Annotated in this window: 12 protein-coding genes; 3 read left to right on the forward strand and 9 right to left on the reverse strand. The window is 64.8% G+C overall.

Annotated elements, in window-relative coordinates; translation table 11 throughout:
- Positions 1-11: 11 nt before the first annotated feature.
- The gene (locus tag Amn_RS19000) at positions 12-299 is read right to left on the reverse strand and encodes an acyl carrier protein (RefSeq protein WP_067960158.1); all 288 of its coding nucleotides are present in this window, start codon (positions 297-299) and stop codon (positions 12-14) included.
- A gap of 22 nt (positions 300-321) precedes the next feature.
- Positions 322-2,265, reverse strand: coding sequence for an asparagine synthase (glutamine-hydrolyzing) (gene asnB / locus Amn_RS19005; RefSeq protein WP_286290916.1), 1,944 nt, complete (start codon positions 2,263-2,265; stop codon positions 322-324).
- Positions 2,266-2,548: 283 nt separating this feature from the next.
- On the opposite strand from asnB, the gene Amn_RS19010 reads away from it, so the two are divergent.
- Entirely contained in the window at positions 2,549-3,238 is a 690-nt protein-coding gene (locus Amn_RS19010) for a N5-glutamine methyltransferase family protein (RefSeq protein ID WP_286290917.1), read from the forward strand.
- Positions 3,239-3,317: 79 nt separating this feature from the next.
- Entirely contained in the window at positions 3,318-4,433 is a 1,116-nt protein-coding gene (locus Amn_RS19015) for a hypothetical protein (protein ID WP_286290918.1), read from the forward strand.
- Between the two features lie 6 nt (positions 4,434-4,439).
- Here Amn_RS19015 and Amn_RS19020 read toward each other — a convergent pair whose 3' ends face one another.
- From Amn_RS19020 to Amn_RS19040, 5 genes are all read right to left on the reverse strand, one after another.
- Positions 4,440-6,782, reverse strand: a complete 2,343-nt coding sequence (locus Amn_RS19020) for an SEL1-like repeat protein (RefSeq protein ID WP_286290919.1) — start codon at positions 6,780-6,782, stop codon at positions 4,440-4,442.
- A 44-nt stretch (positions 6,783-6,826) separates the two neighbouring features.
- Positions 6,827-9,010, reverse strand: a complete 2,184-nt coding sequence (locus Amn_RS19025; RefSeq protein ID WP_286290920.1) for a tetratricopeptide repeat protein — start codon at positions 9,008-9,010, stop codon at positions 6,827-6,829.
- 165 nt (positions 9,011-9,175) lie between these two features.
- Positions 9,176-11,071 (reverse strand): hypothetical protein, encoded by a 1,896-nt coding sequence (locus tag Amn_RS19030; protein ID WP_157097057.1) that lies wholly within the window; start codon positions 11,069-11,071, stop codon positions 9,176-9,178.
- Complete coding sequence (locus Amn_RS19035; protein WP_286290921.1) at positions 11,068-13,452, reverse strand: phosphotransferase; 2,385 nt, start codon at positions 13,450-13,452, stop codon at positions 11,068-11,070. The genes Amn_RS19030 and Amn_RS19035 overlap by 4 nt, the downstream gene beginning before the upstream one ends.
- A gap of 86 nt (positions 13,453-13,538) precedes the next feature.
- Complete coding sequence (locus tag Amn_RS19040; RefSeq protein ID WP_083948543.1) at positions 13,539-14,375, reverse strand: glycoside hydrolase family 16 protein; 837 nt, start codon at positions 14,373-14,375, stop codon at positions 13,539-13,541.
- Positions 14,376-14,900: 525 nt separating this feature from the next.
- On the opposite strand from Amn_RS19040, the gene Amn_RS19045 reads away from it, so the two are divergent.
- Positions 14,901-15,968: a GNAT family N-acetyltransferase gene (locus Amn_RS19045; protein WP_067960132.1), complete on the forward strand. Its 1,068-nt coding sequence runs from the start codon at positions 14,901-14,903 to the stop codon at positions 15,966-15,968.
- A gap of 58 nt (positions 15,969-16,026) precedes the next feature.
- Here Amn_RS19045 and Amn_RS19050 read toward each other — a convergent pair whose 3' ends face one another.
- Entirely contained in the window at positions 16,027-17,067 is a 1,041-nt protein-coding gene (locus Amn_RS19050) for a BamA/TamA family outer membrane protein (RefSeq protein ID WP_067960128.1), read from the reverse strand.
- A 154-nt stretch (positions 17,068-17,221) separates the two neighbouring features.
- On the reverse strand, positions 17,222-17,563 hold the full coding sequence (locus Amn_RS19055; RefSeq protein ID WP_067960125.1) for a hypothetical protein: 342 nt from the start codon (positions 17,561-17,563) through the stop codon (positions 17,222-17,224).
- Between the last annotated feature and the right edge of the window lie 391 nt (positions 17,564-17,954).

The following is a 17,954-nucleotide window of genomic DNA, read 5'->3' on the forward strand; positions in this document are numbered from 1 at the left end:
TCCCAAGCGCCTCAGGCGGCGCCAGCTGCCTGCTTTACCGGTTGCGCTGCTGCCTGCTTCGCCTCGATGAAAGCCGCGATCCGCACCAGCGAGTCGAGATTGGCCGGAACGATGTCGGAATCCGCCATTTCGAGCCCGAACTGGTCCTCGATATAGGTCACCAGTTCCAGCACGCCGGTGGAGTCGATCACGCCGCTTTCGATCAGCGAAACGTCATCGGCGAGCGCGTAGGACGTGTCCCCGAACAGGAAGTTGTCGATGATGAAGGCTTTGACCGTGTCCTTGATCTGCTGCGTCATGCTCTCTCCTTTTGTTTCATCGTCAGGCGGCCTCGGTGACATCGGATCTGGATCCGGCGAACGACCGGTGCCACAGCTGCGTCGACAGGATGCCGACAAAGGCAGCGTTGTCCCGGAAGCCCGTCACCGCCTGCTGCCGGCACTTTTCGGTCAGCTTCCTTACCGTCGAAACGTCGAAGAATCCTGAATCGGCGATCGCCTCGGAACTCATCGCATCACGCAGCCACGGCTGCTCGCCAGCGCCGACGAAAGATTGCGAATCCGGAGCGCGGTAGGGCTGCTTCGTGCGTTGGCCGATCGACGGCGGCAACAGGTCCTTGGTCGCCTCGCGCAAGATGTGCTTTTCGACCAGCCCCTTGAGCTTCATGCCGGGCGGCAGCCGGCTGGCGAACTCGACAAGGCGATGATCGAGGAACGGGAAGCGGCCCTCGATGCCATGCGCCATCGACATGCGGTCACCCTGGCTCGACAGGATGTAGCCCGGCAACAGGTAGCGGCTTTCGAGATATTGCGCCTGGTGCAGCGGATGCCAGTGGGCGAAACGCTCCGGCAGTTGCGAGGCGAGCTCGGCTGCCGCGTCATAGGATGCGAGTTTGGCGCGCAGGTCGCCGGAGAAGAACAGATTGGCAGCAGCCGTGTTGCGCATGCGCGGACGATGCGAATAGAGCGGATCGTCGAGGCTGTCCTTGCCGGCGCCGAAGAAGGCGGCGAGATAGGACGCCGACTGCTTCTGCAACCCCGGCAGATAGGGGTAGAGCTTGCGGAACAGATGCGGCCGGCTGGCCGAACCGGGCTGGCGGTCGCAGAAGCGCCGCACCAGCGTCTCCTTGAAGATGTCGTAGCCGGCGAAGACCTCGTCGGCGCCCTCGCCCGTCAGCACCACCTTGATGCCCTTGGCGCGCACCAGCCCGGAGAGCTGATAGAGCGGCGCCGGTGCCGTGCGGATGACCGGCCGCTCCGTGGCATTGATCACCTCCGGGAAGATCGAGGCGATGTCGCCGGGCCCGACATTGACCGCGCTGTGGTGCGATCCGATGGCCAGCGCCATCTCTTCCTGGAACTCGCTTTCGTCATGCTCGGCACTGTCGAAGGTCACCGAGAAGGTGCGCAAGCCCCCGGTCGCCATCGGTGCTGCCAACGCCGAGACGATGGAGGAATCGAGACCGCCCGAGAGGTAGGAGCCGACGGTGACGTCGGCGCGCATGCGGATGCGGGTCGCGTCGGTCAGAAGCTCCCGGAGTTCCTCCGCCGCCTGCCTCTCGTCGCGCGGCGCCCGGGATGCTTCGGCATCGGGGAAATCAAGCTGCCAATAGGGACGCGTCACCAGCCCGCCCTTGTCGGCGATCATGATGTGCCCGGGTTCGAGCTCGTAGACATTCTTGAAGGCGGTGCGCGGCGCGATCGGCGCCCACAAGGTGAAGATCTGGTCGAGCGCGATTTCGTCGAGTTCGGCGGTGAAATCGGGCACCCTGGCAAAGGCCTTGACCTCTGAAGCGAAATACAATGTGCCGCCGACTTCGGTGTAGAACAGCGGTCGCACCCCCATCCGGTCCCGGGCGAAGAACATGCGCTGCCGCGGCGCGTCCCAGATGGCGAAAGCAAAGTCGCCATTCATCAGGTCGACGCAGTCGGGGCCCATCTCCTCATAGAGATGCAGGATCACTTCGGTGTCACTGCCTGTGCGAAACCGGCGGCCGCGCGCCTTCAGCTCGTCGCGCAGTTCGACATAGTTAAAGATCTCGCCGTTGAAGGCGATGTGGAGGTCGCCCGAAGCGCTGGCCATCGGCTGCTGGCCGTCGCCAAGGCCGACGACCGACAGGCGGGCATGGCCAAGGCCGGCCGAAGGACAGACGAACACGCCCTGCTCGTCGGGACCCCGATGGGCGATGCTGCCGGTCATGCGCCGCAGCAGCCCGTCAGCCGTTGCTGGCTCGACATTCCCGAGATACCCGACAAATCCACACATACGCCGGACTCTGTTTCGCTAGTGCGACAAGCGCACGTGTTTAGCGCAAGTTAACCAATGGCAGGAAAGCACACTTCCGATATCAAAACACATCACAAAGCCGATAGTCTCGGTTTCGCAACCGTCGATACGATAGTAGATATTGATAGAAGGTTCTTTGTGTAACGAATTGTATGAACAAGTCATGTTGATGACAATCGCACCCGGGAGAAGCATTGATCGGTTGACGATCCGGGGCGCTGGGGTTGTCATGGAGCGGGCAAAGGACTTGGCGAGGGCAACCATGCATATCGTTGAGAACAACGGCGACAAGTCTGGCATCAGGCTGCACAAATTCATGGACATCGAGCTCGAGCTCGGGAGCGACGTGCTCGTGCCGCGCGAGGAAACCGAAATCCTCGGCCGTGCAGCGCTCGGCCTGCTCTACGGCCGCGGCGCCGACGCCAGGGTAATCGACATGTGCTGCGGCTCCGGCAATCTCGGCCTGGCGATCGCCGCCAAGATGCCGGGCGCGCGCGTCTGGAGCGCCGACCTGACCGACAGCACCGTCGCCACCGCCCGTCGAAATGCCGACCGTCTCGGTCTGGCCGACCGGGTGACCATTGCCCAGGGCGACCTGTTCGGCGCCTTCGACGGGATGGACCTAGCCGGGTCCATCGACCTTGTCGTCTGCAATCCGCCCTACATCTCGTCTGCACGCCTCGAAGGCGATCGCAGCGAATTGCTGGCCTCCGAACCGAGGGAAGCCTTCGACGGCGGCCCCTACGGTCTGTCGATCCACCAGCGGTTGATCCGCGATGCGGTGACCTTCCTCAAGCCCGGCGGCTGGCTCGCCTTCGAATTCGGCGTCGGCCAGGACCGCCAGGTGGCAGCCCTGCTTGCCCGGGCGCGCGTCTATGCACCGGTGGAATTCGTGTCCGACGCCGCCAAGACACCGCGCGCGGCGATCGTCCGCAAGCTCGATCCCGCGTGACCGGGAGCCCGACCTTCACCCTTCCTAGATGTTTCCCGCCTAAGCCATTGCTGCCGTGACATGACCGAGGCTTCGCCCGATGCCTGAAATTCGTCCATTGCAGGCCGCTGATATGGCGGTCGTCGCAGACATGTTCCAGCGCGTGCTGCGCAAGCGGCGCACGCCGACGCCCGCCTCGCTGCCCGGCTATCTCCAGCGCCTCTATCTCAGTTCCACCGACGCTACGGTGGGGTCGCCATCCCTGGTCAATGTCGCCGACGACGGCAGCATTTCGGGCTTCATCGGCGTGACGTCACTGCCCATGCGGTTTGGTGACAGGAAGCTGAACGCTTCGATCTGCGGTTCGCTGATGGTCGACGAGGACCAGCGCAACGACCTGTCCGGCGCAAGGCTGCTCAAGGCATTTCTCGCCGGTCCGCAGGACCTGTCGTTCAGCGAGACGGCAAGCGACGTTACCGCCAATATGTGGACGACGCTGCGCGGCTCGATCCTGCCTGACTACAGCCTCGACTGGATCAAGGTATTCAGACCGGCAGCCTTCGCCGTTGCCGGTGCCAGACAGCGCCTGCCCATCGCACGCCTCGGCGCGCCGCTGGCCCGCGCCGTCGATGCCTGTCTCGGCCTTCGCCGCAGCGGGGAGTTTTCGCGCTGGTTCGGCGCCGGCGACGCGGCGGCCTCGCAAGGCCGCTACACAGTGGCAAGCATCGATGCCGACGGCTTCGCCGTACTGCTCGGCAAATTCACCTCGCGCTTCGCCATTCATCCGGATTGGAACGAAAACGCACTGTCGCGCATCATGTCGGATGCCTCGGCCAAGACGGATTTCGGCGACATCTGCCGCTGTACGGTTGCGGCGCGCACAGGTGCCGTGATCGGTGCCTTTGTCTATTTCGGCCGGCCCGGTGGCATCGGCCATGTGCTCCAGGTTCTGGCCTTGCCCGGCCAGGCTGGTGCCGTGATCGACTGCCTGATCAACCATGCCGCCGGCGTCGGCCTCGCCGGTCTCAGAGGCAGGACCCAGCCAGCCCTGCTGGAAGCGATGCTCGGCCGGCGCATCATCTTCATCAACGTCAACTCGACGGTGGTGCATTCGCGTGATCCCGAGCTCGTCCGGCAGTTCCAGACTGGTGACGGCTTTTTCAACGGGCTGGTGGGCGAGCATTGGAGCCGCATCTTCGGCGATCATTTCGACTGACGTAATCTAGAACGCGTAGGACAGGACGTCCCCGGCCTGGCTGCTCATCGGGCCAAAGCGGCAGGCATTGGGCAGCGACCTGGCCGCGCAAAAGCGGCCGACCGCGCGCGTCGTGGAGCCGCTGAGCACGCCGTTGACAGGCCCGTTGTAATAGCCGGCCTGCTTGAGTTGCTGCTGCGCCAGATAGATGTAGCCGTTCGGATGGGTCGTCCGCATCATGCGGACCAGCGACTGGCGCTGCTCGGCAGAGAGTTCGTGCATGCGCGCCACGATCGACTGGTAGCCCTTGGTGTCATTTGCGGCGGCGGCAAACAGCATCTCCTCGACGAGGCGATCGCCGCGCGACAGCCATGGCGACACGCCTGTCATCAGCTGCTCGGCGCGTTTGGCATCGGCCTTGATGAAGGTGGTGCGGCCATAACGGCGGCCGTCACGATAGTAGCTGATCAGATGACGCGCCGCCGCGACGTTGCCGGTGCCGGCTGCCTGTTCAAGCAGGGCTACGGCTGCCTTGGCGTCACGCTTGGTGCCCATGCCGTAAAGCATGGCGTCGGCGAGCGCGGTCGCAGCATCGTCCAGACCCGTTGCTTCGGCCTCACGCAAGGCGGCAACTCCGTCGGCCGGCTTGCCCGCATTGCGCAACAGGCTTTCCGACAGCGCCGAGCCGAGGATGAGCAGCCCGTAAGCATCGCCTGCCTCGGCCGCCTGGCGATAATAGCCGGCGGCCTTCTTGCCGTTGCTCTGCAGCAGCTTGCCTTCGCGATAGAGATCTCCGAGCCTGATCAGCCCTTGCGTCCGCCCGAGCGCCGCCGCCTCGGCATACCAGCGCATTGCTGCCTGGACATCGGGCGGGCCGCCATCGCCCCGGCTCAAAAGGTCGCCCATCACGATATGCGCCTCGGCTTCGCCGCTCTCGGTCGCAGCCTTCACCATAGCCCGGCCGGCAGCGACATCCTGGGCTATGCCTTGTCCGCGCGCCAACATGGCGCCGGCGCGGACGGCCCCAATGACATCGCCGAGCCCGGCGGCCTTGCTGTAATAGTCGAGCGCCTTGGGCAGATCCACGGCAACGGTCATGCCGTCGCTGTAGAAGTCGCCCAGGCGCACCAGCGCCTCCGGTTCGCTCAGACCCGCCGCACGTTCATAGGCTGCAACGGCGCCGTCTGCATCGACGGCACCCGACTGCGGCTCACGCAGCAGGTCACCAAGGCTGATCAGTGCCAGCGGATTGCCCGCATCGGCGAGCCGGCGAACCATGTCGCGCCCACCCGAGACGTCGCGCAACGTACCCAAGCCATGCGCCGTCATCTCGCCGACCCTCAGGGCCGCCCGCGTGTTGCCGGCGTCGGCAGCACGCTGGTAGTAGGCGAACGCCGCAAGAGAATCCTTTGCGACCGGCGCTGGCGTGGCTCCGCTGTAGACATCACCAAGGAAGCTCAGTGCTTCGGCGTCGCCGCCATCGGCCAGTTCCTTGATCGACGCCAGTCCGCCCTCGACGTCCTGCCGCGTGCCCTGACCACGGAATGTCAGTTCGGCGACGCGCAGCCTGCCGACCTGCTGACCGGCCTCGGCAGCCTTTTCGTAATACCCGAACGCCTTGGCATAGTCGGGCTTGCCGGCGCGGCCACTGCCGAAAAGATCGCCGAGGCGCAGCAATGCGTCGGGATGCCCGAGTGCGGCTGCCTTGGCATAGGCTGCCTCCGCCGCTGGCATGTCGGGCACGCCGGCATCGGCATCGCTCATCAGGTCGCCCTGGGAGACCAGCGCATAGATGTTGCCGCGATCGGCAAGCGACCGCACCAGCGCCAGCCCAGCTGCGCTGTCCCTGGCGATACCTTGGCCGCGCGCCAGCATCTCGCCGCTGCGCAGGATGCCGGTTTCGTTGCCGGCCGCGGCGGCACGGCGGTAGTAGTCATAGGCGCGCGGCAGGTCGAGCGGGATCGCCCTGTTGTCGGCATGGCTGTAGAGGCCGCCAAGCGAGGCGAGTGCTGCGCCGTCGCCGGCCGATGCCACCTCCTCGATGGCCAAAAGCCCAGCGCTGATGTCGCGTTCGGTGCCTTCGCCCAGCACGCGCATTTCACCGACGCGGAGCCGCGCCGCAGCACTGCCGGCATCCGCCGCCTGGCGGTAATAGTCGAACGCCTTGGCCGGATCGCGGTTGGCGTTGTCGGCATTGCTGTAGAGATCGCCGAGCCGCAACAAGGCGTCGGCGTTGACCGCACGCTCCCGGGTAACAGCGCCTGGCGTGGCCGGCGCGCCCGGGTCGGGCGCGGTTTCCGCCGACAAGGCGGTACTCGCCGAAAGTGCGGCGAACACCGTCATCAGAGCCACATGGCAGATACGCGACAATGCCAACTCCCTGACTGGCGCCTGGCAAGCGGCGCCAGCAAAACTCAGTTCTGCACATCTCCCGCTGAAGCCGCCGGATTCTCCGCGTCGACTGCCTTCAGATAATATTCGGCCGCCTTGCCACCGTCGGCCGGAACGCCTTTGCCGTCACGGTAGAGGTCACCGAGCCTGAGCAAGGCATCGGCGCGTCCCTTCCGGGCCGCATTCTCATAGGCCGCGACAGCGGCAGCACCATCGACCCGCCCGACCGCGCCAGACAGATGCAGGTCGCCAAGCACGACATAGGCGTAGGGATCGCCTGCGATGCCGACCTGCCTGACCAGCTCGAGACCGGCCGGAATGTCCTGGCGCGTGCCTTCGCCGCGTGCGGTCATCTCGCCCTGACGCAGCCTGCCGGTCTCGTCGCCGGCCATGCCGGCGCGGCGGTAATAGTCGAACGCCTTGGCGGGATCGGCTGGTATCGTCCCGCCTAACCGATAGATGTCGCCGATGCGCACCAGAGCATCAGGACGCCCCAGCGCCGCTGCCTTCTCATAGGCCAGCACGGCTTCCGTCGCGTCGACCTTGCCGGTCGAGCCGTCGGCCAGAAGGGCGGCCAGCGACATCAGCGCCTCGCCATTGCCGGCATCCGCCACCGCCTTGACCATCTGCAGGCCGCCCACGACGTCCTTTGACGTCCCTTGTCCGCGCACCTTCATTTCGCCGGCATGGACAGCGCCCATCACGCTGCCGGCCTCGGCAGACTTGCTGAAATAGCCGAACGCCGTCACCGGATTGGCCGGCAGCAATCCGCCTATGCCGCGCTGGTAAAGCCCGCCGAGCAGGTTCATCGCATTGGCATCGCCTTCGTCGGCGAGCGCGTTCATCTGCGCCAGGCCGGCGGCGACATTGCGGTTGGTGCCCTGCCCGAGAACCGTCATTTCGCCGACGCGCAGCTTACCGGCCAGATTGCCGGCCCGGGACGCCCTGACATAATAAGCGAATGCCTTGGGTGGGTCGGAGGCGATCGCGCCGTTGCGGCTGTAGAGATCACCGAGCCTGACAAGTGCGTCGCTGTGGCCGAGCGACGCCGCCTTTTCATAGGATGTGACGGCAGCGGCAAGGTCGACGGGGGCGACCGCCGCATCGCTGAGCAAATCGCCGAGCGCGATCAGCGCAAAGGTATCGCCATGATCGGCAAGACCGGTCAGCATCGCCCGCCCAGCCTGATAGGACTGAGCAGTGCCGCGTCCCCGCGCCAGCATCTCGCCGGTGCGCAGGATGCCGGTCTCGTCGCCGCTGTCGGCGGCGCGGCGGAAATAGCCGAAGGCCTTGCCGAGATCGATGGCAATGACACCGCCATCGGTGCGACTGTAGAGTGAGCCGAGCAGGACGAGCCCTGCCGGGTTGCGCGTGCGCGCCACCACCTCTTCGATCATCGCGAGCCCGGCCTGGACGTCCTGCGTCGTGCCCTGGCCGGTAGCTGTCATCTCGCCGACGCGCAGCTTGCCGACGTCGTAGCCAAGGCTGGCGGCCTTGCGGTAATAGTCCAGCGCCTTGTCCGGCTCCATCGCGACCATGCCCTGGGCGCCGGGGCGATAGAGGTCGCCAAGCAGCACCAACGCCTCGGGATTGCCGGCATCGGCGAGTGCTGCGATCATCGCCAGCCCCTTGCCAGTGTCGCGCGCAACACCTTGCCCGCGCGCCAGCATCTCGCCGACACGCAGCTTGCCGTCAGCGTTGCCGGCCTTGGCGGCCTGGTCGTAGAACAGATAGGCGCGCCTGGCGTCGGCCGCGACCACCCTGCCCTCGCGATAAAGGTCGCCGAGCCGCATCAGGGCTTCCGAGCTGCCCATATTCGCCGCCTGCAGATAAAGCTTCGATGCCGCGAACGGATCGGCTGGCGCGTCCTTGACGACGCCGATCAGGTCGGACGGTGAGATGACTGCGTAGATCGCGGCAGGACGGCCTGGGTTGTCGAGGCCGCGATAATAGGCAAGCGCGGCCTCCGCCGCCGCGGCCGTGGTCTTGCCGTCGCGGTAGAGGTCGCCCAAGGCGATGTAGGACGCCGCAAGCGCCAGCACAAAGCCATCCCGGCTTTCTTCGCTGGGCTTGGCGGCCTGGATTGCCCGGGGTACATCAGGGGACGCGAAGCCCAGCGCCGGCAATGTTGGAGCCTGTCCGGCGGGACTGGCTTCAGCACTTCCCGACACAACAACGCTGGCAACCAACAACCAGCCGATACGCATGGGCCCGCGCTCCCAACAGCGCTGGCGCATCCAGGATGCGCCGCAGCTAATATGAAACAGTCATTGCATTTTTCCGGCAAGAGCATTCTTGAGCAGCACCGTTCACGAAGCCGTATCCTCCGATGTGACCGGCCGCTTCTTCATGTTCATGCTTCGCCGCCTTCATTACTTGATCCACTCGCCCATCCCGATTCCCTGTTCGTTTGGCGCAAAGACGCTCGCGTCGGCCGTAGCGCGCACCAGGCGGAAGCGCGCCGAGCCGCGCAAGGCTTCTTCGATCGCGTCGAGCGAGCCTTTCGGCATCACGCCGAGATCGTCGATGTAGGCCTTCTGGCTGCGCGTGATGATGATGAAGGCGGAGCCTGCCGGCACCGCACGCAACCAGTCCCCGAGCTCGGTAGCCGGATCGGCGAGAACCGCTGAAATGGATTGCTTGCTCTCGTTGGAGATCGGCACATAGGTGAAGTTCTCGTAGTTCATGAACTGCTCGGGATAGTTGGGCGCGCCCTCGACAAGCACCGAACCGGCCGGCGCGTTGCTGTAGAGCCATTCCGACGCCTCCACTTCGGCCCGTGAGAAGGTGTACTGGCGGTCCTTGCCGTTGTTGGCGAGGACGAAAGCGACCGTGAGCACGGCGCCGAACGTGCCGATGGCGTAGCGCGCGATGGCGTCGCGCTGGGAGCCGGACCATGGGAAAAACAGTGCCGCGGCAAAGAAGGTCAGGAAAGGCAGTGCAAAGAGATAGACGCGGAACACGATCTCGCCGCCATAGGAGGTGGCAACGATCATGAAGGCTGGAGCCAGCGTCAGCACGATGGCCGGACCGTCGCGGAACCCCGCCACGAGCCGGCGCAGACCGCCGAGGACCGCCGCCAACGCGATCGCACCGGTCAGCGCTCGCGACGCCAAGGACACCACCACCTGTCCTTCACTGACGATCGAGGTATCCACCAGGCGCTCGCTGATCTCGTTCGAGGTGTCGCCGAAACGCTGGACCAGCTCGGGCAGGACCGAGGACATGTAGCCGTCGGCGTAGAACAGCAGCCATGTGACTTCGACGAGGCCGGCAAAGACGAGGTAGCCAAGGCTCAATTGTCCGATGACCCAGAGGCCGCCAAGGGCCATGAGCACGACTATCGGCGTGAGCGGGTGGGTCGCCGTGATCATCACGATCAGCGCCATGGCCGCCAGTGAGGCTACGGCACGCAGTTTTGGCGGGACGGCCAGCGTCACCGGCGGCTGGCCACGCGAGACGAAGGCGAAATAACGGCCGCAAAACTTGGAAAAGCCACGCCCGTTCGGGTCGGCCCAGCCGGGCACGATCCGCAGCGGGCCGACACAAAGCGCGACCAGCAAGAGATAGAACAGAAAGGCGACGCCCTGCGGCGAGAAATAGTCCTGGCCGATCCAGTTGCCGATGACGAACAGCCAGACCCCGCCCCACACCAGCCGTGGGTCGGCGGTGAAGCGGCGATAGATCTGCGGCAGCACCAACACATAGAGCAGGTTAAGCGCCGGCGGCGAAAAGCGGGCGATGTCAGCCAGTTGGATCGGTTTGATGTCGAACAGGTTGGCGATCGCGGCGCAGAAGACGAACAGGCCGGGCCAATTGGCGTAGGTGGCAAGGAATGGCGCCTTCGGATCGATCTGGCCGTGCCGCTGGGCATAGTCGACGACACCGACATGTTTCCAGGCCCAGGCGTAACGCAACTCGTCATAGACGATGGCCGGGGTGCCATGAAGCAGCAGCACCAGCATGACGATCATCAACAGCGGCATCGGCGTCTCGCAGACGCCGCGCCTCAGGCTCAAGGCAAAGCCGAGGCCGACGGCGGCATAGGCCACCCAGATGATGCCTGGCAGGACAGAGATCAGGCCATAGTCGTCGACACCGGCAGGATCGGTGACGAACAGGACGGCCAGCCATAAAGCAAAGGCCAGGCAAAGACAGATCGACGCGAGGTTGAACGGCGCTGTCGAGACACGGCCAGCATCCGCCAGGGGCGGCGCCTTCAGCGCCGGCGACATGGCAAGACTGGATTCCCGCGTCATCACATTCATATTGCGCCTCCATCGGTGGAGACGATCCTAAGAACACGATCGACATTTGACGCAATCCAAAGCCGGCCGACGCCCGAATGCGCCGGGCGCCGCGCCCGCTCGCTAACCTGATGCAGCCAGACGAGGCCGACCATGGCACGGATCGCCGCGCCATCGCCGCTCCAGTCATCGTCCCCGTCCGAGCCGATGCCCAGCCACTGCCGCTCGTCGTTGCGCCACTCCGGCGTCCACAAGAGATCGGCAACGGCCGCGCCGAGCGGCTCGCTGCTGGTCATCATGCGCATGGCGACAGCCAGAACGCAGCCGTCGAAGCCACGTGGCGCGTTGGATCGCGCATTGCCCCATTCCAGCAGGCTGGCAAGTCGGGCGGCACTGCCCTGCCCCGAGGCGAAGTTCAGGTTTTGCGGCCAAAGATCGCCATGGCACCAGCCGAGACGCACCTGGCGACCGAGCCAGTAGCGCCGCTGCTGGCCAACGAAACGTTCTATCGCCCGACGCCGTGCTGCTGCCAACATCGTCGATCCGCCGAGCTGCGCAAGCTTTGCCGCCGGACGTTCGACCCATTCGTGGAACCAGACGTCGTCGATGGTCCGCATGGCGGCTGTCTGGCCGTGCAAGATGGCCACGGCCTTCGCCGCGGCTTCGAGGCCCGTCTGCCGCTCGGACGCGTCGCGCAGCAGCACCCGCCCATCCGTCCCAGGTGCCATCGCCTCGATGCAATCGACGGCTCCGCCGATACGGGTGACTGACAGCCTCGTCGGCAACATCGGCCACAGCGGCTGAAGACGCGTATCCGCGTGCAGCAGGTCGAGATTGTCGACCAGGCGCTCGAGATAGGCGGCGGCGATCGGGTTGCGCGCGCTGCGGAGAACGGCATAAGTGCCTTGCGACCGAACGGGCGCGTGCCGCACCGCCTCGTCCAGCACCGGGTCCCCGAGGTAGACGATGTCAGTTCCTTCGGGTCCATGCTCGGATTTCAGCGCATGCCAGCCCGAGGCAGCGGAGCTTCCGGTCTTTGCCAGGAGCGGCCGGAGCTCGGCGTCACCAGGAACGGCAATGCCCTTGTTGCGGCCGAAAGGCAGGAACTGGGCCGAGAGCGACTTCAGCGAAGCGGCAACCGCCAGACCCCAGTCGTGCATGCTGTGGCGGCGGCTGGTGACGAGGGCGAGCGCGCCGACGCCAAATGTTACCACCAGCATCGCCAGCAGCCAGGCATGCGCCATGCCGATCGGCCCTTCACTGCGCACCAGAAGCGCGCCGGCGCCGAGGGCTATGACCAGCGTCGCGACTTCGGCCGCCGCCACCGAACGCATCCAGCCCTTGGTGCGGGCGATCGACAGATAGATCGAGAGCACGGCCGATACGACACTGGCCAGTGTGAACACCCTGAGGATCGCAGCACCTTCGGTGGCGTAGGCCGCACCGAACACCGACATGATGGGATGGGCGAACACCAGCATCAGCGCGACGAGGCCGAGCAGCGGCAGCACCGACATCACAGCCGCATCCGCCGCCAGCGCGCGCAGCCGGCCGGTGTCGCTGGCGCCCTCGGCGAGCAGCGACAGCCCCATCGAGCTGCCGACATAATAAAGCGAGGTGAAGATCGTCCAGGCGACGAAGAAGCTGGCGCTTTCGGCCGCACCGACAAAATTGAGCACGACCAGCGGTGTCGCCGTCCAGGCCACCATCATCGACACCGAGCCGATGTAGTCCCAGCCGAAGAAGCGCGCCATGGCGCGTCGGTCAATCAGATTGGCATGGCCGGTTCCGGCTTGCGCCTTGGGCACGAGGCGCTTGAAAATCAGCAGGTTGACGGCGAGAACGAAGACCAGAACCGGTGCGGTCCACGACAGTGCGATGGCCTCCCATCCGAGCCCGGCGAGCGCCAGCGGGATGAGCATGGCGATCTTGACGACCTGGTAGATTGTCTTCGAGACCGGCACCCAGATCGACTGGCGCAGGCCCGACAGCGCACTGTCCTGCAGCGCGAACACCGACCAGACGGCGACGGTCGCCACGAACCACAGGATGACGCCCGCGCTCTCGGTCAGCACGTCGAGTTTGGGCATGAAGGCGCCGACGACCAGCAGGAAGACGATAGCGACGACGACCGAGGCGATGAAGGACGTGGCGTAGGCGAACAGGATCAACCGGCCGGCGCGGCCGCCGACAGTCGGCACGAAACGAACCAGCAGGTTGCCAAAATTGAGCTGGGCAGCGTTGGACAGGTTGACAATGGTGGCGGTGATGGCGCCGCCGAGACCGATCGCCTCCTGCGAACAGTAACGCGCCGCCAGGAACCAGAACGCCAGCCCCAGCACCGCACTCAGGCCGCTGTTGGCGATCAGCGCGTAGCCGTTGCGCATCAGCGACGAGCCCATCAGCGCCTGCGGGATGAGTGATCGCCAACCACTGCCGCCCGCCTGTGCCGTGGGCTCTCGGTGCCGCAGGGTGGGCGGGTGCGCGGTCATGACCCGGCACGCCGCCAGACACGAACATAGTCGATCAGGAAATCGGCCGGGAATTTGGTCCTGGCGTCAGGCGACCCCGGCCAGTTGCCGCCGACGGCCAGGTTGATGAGCAGGTACATCGGTTCCTGCGAGATGCCGTCTGGCTTGGTGTAGCGCCACATCTCCTTGCCATCGAGATACCAGACGACGGCATCCTTGCGCCATTCCAGGCCATAGGCATGCCAGTCGGCCGAAAGGTCGACCACCTTGGCGTTCTTGCCCTCGCTCTTCCAGTCCTTCTTCTTGTCGAGATAATGCAGGTGCATCTCGTAGACGTCGGGCGCATGACCCAGGACTTCGAGGATGTCGATTTCCGGACGCGGCTCCTGCGTCGATGGCAGAAGCCAGATCGCCGGCCACAGCCCTTTGCCCCTGGGAATCTTGGCGCGGATCTCGAAATAGCCGTATGTGGTGGCGAAACGGTCTGGCTTGGCGCGCTCGAGATAATCACGCCCCGTGGTCACCATGCCCGACGTGTAGTCGAAGGTGCGCCCTTCATGGCCGGTCACCGTCTCCGGCCGCGCCGTCAGGCGCAGCACGCCATCGGCGACGCTGACATTGTCGGGCATGTACCACTGCAGTTCGTTGTTGGCGAGATTGGTACAGCCGTCCTTGTCCCACCAGTAGCAGCGGGTCCACTTGTCGCGATCGAGCTTTGGCTGGTCGAACTCTTCGGTGAAGATCCGCTCCCATTGCCCCTTGATCAGTGGCGGCTCGACGCCTTGCGCCAAGGCGCTCGCATGCCCGAACCACCAGGCGCCCGCCAGCGCCACGCCCCACAATTCCTTACCCATGCACCAACCCGATAGGCCTGAACACACTGGCTCGTCGCGATAGGGGGTGCCGGCCGTTGCCTGCGTGGTTCCGCGAAAGGCGGTTCGCGCGCATTGCCGGTTACCCGGAAATCTGTCGCTTACGATCTGTTAACTAGGACGGTTGCCAGACGCCGCGTCAAGCTGTTTCACCGCGCCAGGTAAATGACATGACCCATTCCAACTCATATCCAAGATCATGTTCTGGGATTTTCCACGCATCGACTTGCTTGTCAAAATAGCGGCTATCTGTCCGGAATGCTTTATTTAAGTGACTTTGACTTTGATTGGCGTTTCGGAGATTGTTTTCCATCACGAAGAAATAACAAAATTGTGATAAACAATATCTTTATGGCAGTGCGGTAACCGTTTCTGAACAAAGGCGAATCTGGAAAGCAACGCCGGGGCTGCAAAGGTAGTGATATCTCACAAAATCTGCGACATTGGGTGGAAAGTGGGAGGCTTCGGACGGATACCGATCCGACAAATTTTGGGAGCGCACAGGACGTGCACGCCGCGGCGAGCACGACGGCGGTTTTCGACGTGCAGAGCCCGGCGCCGCGCGACCTCTGGCATCGCCTGATGCTCGCCGATCCCGAAGCCCTGCCCTACCAGTCGCCGGCCTGGCTCGACAGCCTGTGCGCCCTCGGCAAATACCAGGACGCCAGCCGCGCCTACCGTTTTGCAGGCGGACATCACTACGTGCTGCCGATGGTGCGCAACAGGCACCTGCCGGCCCGGCTGTCGGTCGCCGAGTCGATGCCTTATGCCTGGGGTCGCGGCGGCGTGCTCTCATCGCTAGTACCGAAGGTTGAACATCTGCGCGCGATTTTCGAAGACCTGGGCCGTCTGCCCTACCTCAGGATCTCGGTAAGACCCAATCCGCGCCATGCCCATCTGTGGGCCGCCGCGGCACCTGCCCATGTCACCTCGGTGCCTGGCCTTGCCCACATCCTCGACCTCGACGGCGGCTTCGACGCGGTCTGGTCGACGCGCTTCAAGAAGACGACGCGGACGCGGGTGCGCAAGGCCGAACGCGGTGGCATCGTCGTCGAGCGCGACACCACCGGCAAGCTGGTGCCCGTCTTCCACCAGCTGCTGCGCACATCCTTCGACCGCTGGGCCGACAAGCAGCACGAACCGCGCATGCTGGCACATCTGCGTGGGCGCAAGCGCGATCCGATGGCAAAATTCAGCTCGATCGCCCGGCATTTCGGCGAGGCCTGCCGCATCTGGGTCGCCTGGGTCGACGGCAAGCCGGCGGCGGCCGCCTTCGTGCTGCAATATGGCAACGTCAACGACGCCCGCGGCGCGATCGACCGCCATGCGCTGGGCAGCTCAGGCGCCAACGACCTGATCCAGAAACTCGCCATCGAAGAGGCCTGCCACAGCGGCTGCCGCTACTACCATTTTGGCGAGACCGGCGCCTCGGCCTCGCTTGCGCACTACAAGCAGCGATTTGGCGCGACCCCACACGCGCACGCCGAATACTTCCTGGAAAAGCTGCCGATCACCGCCGTCGACGCCCGCGTGCGGCACGCGGCGAAATGGACGATCGGCTTCAAGGATACCTAGAGTTCTGTCCGGACGGAAAACGCTACGCAGTTTTCCTGGAATTGCCGTGTCCCGCCCCTCAGCCAGGGAACGCCAACAGCAGCATCCTTTGCGCGATCACGTAGAATGCAGCGGCGAGCAGCAGCACCGGCACCACCTCGAACCAGAGCGGCCAACGCGAGCGGCCAGGACGCAGGCTGGCGACTGAAACCTGCCGGATCGCCAGCGCGGCAATCGCCGAAACGGCCGCAACGAGCCCGGTCCGATAATTGCCGGCCACGTCTTCGGCGCGGAGCTGATCTTCCTCGATTTCGGCGCGAAGCTGCAACTGGCCGTCGGCGTCCACCGCCTCCGGCAGCCGCAGCCTGACGGCCTTGACCGACGGATGTCCGAGCAGCGCCTCGCGGAAACGCTCGAGCACATCGGGATTGTACGGATCGCCCTGCTTGAAGGGCTGCAGGCGGCCCAGCTCGTCTTGCCTGAGACCGACAAGGCCACTGTAGGCGACGGCGCCAAACCGCGCCGACGCCCCCGGCTCGACGACGATACGGGCTGTCGCCAGCGCCCGCCCCGGGATCGGCAGCAACTCGCGTTCGGTGACGCGGACAAACGGATAGGATGCAGTGCGAAGCCGCCACAAAACTTCGTCTTCGAGGGTCGCCAGAAGATCGCCGCGTGCTGGCTTGCCGACCGCCTCCATCATCTGTCGGGAAACGTCGTCGCGCACTGTATCGGTGGCAACGTCTTGGAGACCGTCGACCTCGACCATGCCGACACGGAAAATCGGGCCGGTGACCGGCTTGAGCGTGACCTTATCGGAAGAGCCCGCGTCATCGGCAGCATCCGGCATCTCGACCCGCGCGTGGAGATAGCCCTGGCCGCGGATCAGCTCTTCCAGCCGGTGGCGTTCGGCTTCGACGAAGGGTTGCCAGCCTTTTGCGTCCCCTCCCTCTGCTGCGCGATCGAGCTCGGGAGCGTTCAACGCGGCGCGCAACACACCGTCAAGCGTGTCACTGGACGTCGTCTCGAGTTCGATCGAGGGAAACTCTGCGGTGACGGTCGCACCGGCAAACAGCGACAGCATCGCCAGCCAAGCCAGCGTCGCCGCGATGGCCGGCAAGAAAAATGCGCTTCGCTGGGCGTCTCGCGTTCTCACTCATCCTAAATACACCGCAACCGCGCACGCTGGAAATAGCCCTTAGATGCCCAGGCCCATGGAGGTTGCGTGCGCGGCCACCACGCGAGCGGATCGCCCGGCACGGTGCAGCTCGCGCCTACTTCTTGTCGGGATCGTGCTCGGAACTGGGAGACGTTTCGCCCTCGTCACGACCGATCCTGCCGACGACGAGGGAGCCGCCGATGGGCTGGCGTCGTAGCCGCGTCTCGGCCACGACCTTGTCCATCTCGGCCTTGATTTCAGCCAACGTAGCCAGCGCTTCGTCCTCCCAGCGCTTCAACTCAGGATCAGGCGTGCCCGACGCGGCCTCAGCCGTGGCCCGCGCTTCGCGTACGGTCAGGTAGTCCTTGTAGGCCTCGTCCCACTTGCGGGTCAGGAGAACCCAGTCGTCGAAAGCATCGGGGGCAGGAGGAGTTTCGGGTCGCTGTGGGCTAGGCAAGTTTGGTCCTCGAACAATCGGGCGCACGGAACATGTCACAGGCGCTGTGTCCGAACGCCGCTGATCGTGCTGGTGGCCCCCGCCTCCTGATTTCCTCCCAACCTAACATGAACGCCCCGGCCCGTCATTCAACCACAGGCATTATCTCAGCGGTTGCTAACAGACATATGTATGAATGTTGCGATTTCGCCGCACCGGCGCCAGGCGGCGGCAAGATCACGCTTTTCATGCTGATCACAATATTGCGAACGGTTCGTGCACGGCATGGCTGCGTGCAACCATCACGGGACTGCAGCGTGCATCTCGACCAGGAATACCCGAATTTGCCGAGACTTCGAGTGAAAGGATTTAATATTAAAGCACCACCTAATACGCCGCGCATGAATTGACG

The organism is Aminobacter sp. Y103A, assembly GCF_030294925.1.
Classification (GTDB): Bacteria; Pseudomonadota; Alphaproteobacteria; order Rhizobiales; family Rhizobiaceae; genus Aminobacter; species Aminobacter ciceronei.